Here is a 2040-nt window from a genome sequence, read left to right on the forward strand (position 1 = left end):
TGGAGAGCGTTCGGACTCAAGCCGGAGAGAATCCCCGGTTCGGCGGCTATGGGTACACAATGCTCTATCGCAGTAACACGGGCAGTTGCTTTGCGATCGAGGCGGTCAGCGGTGGCATTGGTGATATTCCTCAAGGAAATCGCAGCTACCCGGTAAACAATCCCGTGCTGGGTCGCGGCAGCTTAGAAGAGTATGCGGCAGGTCAAAATGGCAAAGCGCCAGCGCTCGTTTCTACCTGGTTTGGCAAATTTGAGCAGGGCGGATTTGTGTATCACCTGATTGGGGCAGGAGTGCGGAATCAAACCGAAGGGTGCCAAAACATTCCGCCACGAGAAGCCGTCAAGGTGCTGGAGTCGCTGCGCTACTTGCCCAAATAGAGTCACAAAACACTCTTAACAGGACTGCTAGGTATTCCGGCTGCGCGATGTGGTACCGTCGAAGGCAGCACGCGAGGAACCGTTCGTGGCTCAGCAGATTTTAGTTTTGGCGTCTCCGGCGATCGGAGGCATTCTGCAATACAACCACGCGATTTTGTCTGCTTTAGCGAGCTTGGGCTACTCCGTGACTTACGTTGAGGAAATTCCCGATGCGCTGGTGAAGCTGTTGGGACCGGAGGGGATGGAGCGGACTCGCCAGCGGGCAGACTGGTTTCGATCGCGTCAGCCAAGCAGCATTCAGCGTCTGTGGCGAGAAACCACTGCCGCGACTGAAATGGAGCAAATTGTCACCGACGCCAACCCCGATTTGCTGATTTTGAGCAACGGCGGACCGATCGTCAATTTTCTGCCCAAGCGTGCGGCGATACGATCGGGCATTCCTTTCATAGTGGTGGAGCACTTAGTCCATCCGGTGAAGCCCAAAGCGACTCCAGAGGCGTATGCGGAACTGGCGCAGCAGTACGCCGCAGCAAAGGCAGTGATTGCAGTATCTCAGAACAACTTGGGGCTGCTGCGAAAGCTGTTTGGACTAGCAGATGATCACGGACAAGTGATCTATTGCGGACGCCCGTCGCAGTATTTTCAGCCGCGCGATCTAGACGTGCGATCGCGCCTGCGGCAGCAGTGGGACATTCCCAACGACGCGGTGGTCTGCTTCACGGCAGCTCGTTTGGACATTATTAAGGGCTACCAGTACCTTTTGGGAGCGATTAAGCGACTGAAACAGACGCCCGCGTGGTCCAATCTCTACTTCGCATGGGCAGGCACGGGCACCCTAGAGGAGCACTTCCGACAGGCAGTGCAGCAGGCAGGCGTGGGCGATCGCGTCAAGTTTTTGGGTGAGCTAGCAGACATCACCGACTGGCTCGACGCCAGCGATATGTTCCTGCTGCCTTCCGAGTCGGAGGGATTGCCGCTGGCAATCATGGAAGCCATGGCAAAAGGATTACCTGTGGCAGCAACGGCGGTCAGCGGTGTGCCGGAGGGCTTGGGCGACACGGGGCAGTTGCTGACATCGCCGATGTTTGGCGACTCCCAAGCGACGATTCAAGAACTCGTAACCACAATCGGGCGCTGGGCCAGCGATGCCACCCTGCGACAGAAAATTGGAGACGCAGGTAGGCAACGCGCCGAGCAGTTGTTTCGGGAGGAGCGCATGGTTGAGGAGACGATCGCAGTCGTTCGGGGAGCGATCGGGGAGTAAGCGTTCGATTGGCACAGCAGATACAAAACGAATGAGGGGCCGCTTTAATACTGGGAAAATTAAGTAACGCGGATTACGCAGTGGCAGCGCGATCGTGCGGACAGGCAGCTTCTTATTTTGAACGAAAGCGATGCACAGTTCCCTGAAGCGGATTCTTGTCGGTGTCAGCTTCTTCAGCCTCACCATCACCGTCGCCGTACTCGGCTACATGCTGGCAGGCTGGGATCTGATGGACTCCCTTTACATGGTGGTGATCACAATTTTTGGCGTGGGATTTGGGGAAGTTCGCCCAATCACAACCCCAGCGCTGAGAATTTTTACAATGTTAGTGATCGTAGCGGGCTACACCTCGGTTGGCTACATTCTCAGTGGCTTTTTGCAGATGATTACCGAGGGCGG

Annotated in this window: 3 protein-coding genes; all 3 read left to right on the forward strand. The window is 56.2% G+C overall.

Annotated features, from left to right (window positions below):
- On the forward strand, positions 1-377 hold a 377-nt coding region (locus H6F43_RS16210), incomplete at its 5' end, for a hypothetical protein (RefSeq protein WP_190343759.1).
- An 85-nt stretch (positions 378-462) separates the two neighbouring features.
- Positions 463-1641 carry a glycosyltransferase family 4 protein gene (locus tag H6F43_RS16215; RefSeq protein WP_190343760.1) on the forward strand — a complete coding sequence of 393 codons (1179 nt, stop codon included), beginning with the start codon at positions 463-465 and terminating at the stop codon, positions 1639-1641.
- Positions 1642-1771: 130 nt separating this feature from the next.
- A partial coding sequence (locus tag H6F43_RS16220) for a potassium channel family protein (RefSeq protein ID WP_190343761.1) occupies positions 1772-2040 on the forward strand: 269 nt, incomplete at its 3' end.

Source organism: Leptolyngbya sp. FACHB-36, assembly GCF_014695955.1.
In the GTDB taxonomy this organism is placed as follows: domain Bacteria; phylum Cyanobacteriota; class Cyanobacteriia; order Leptolyngbyales; family Leptolyngbyaceae; genus FACHB-36.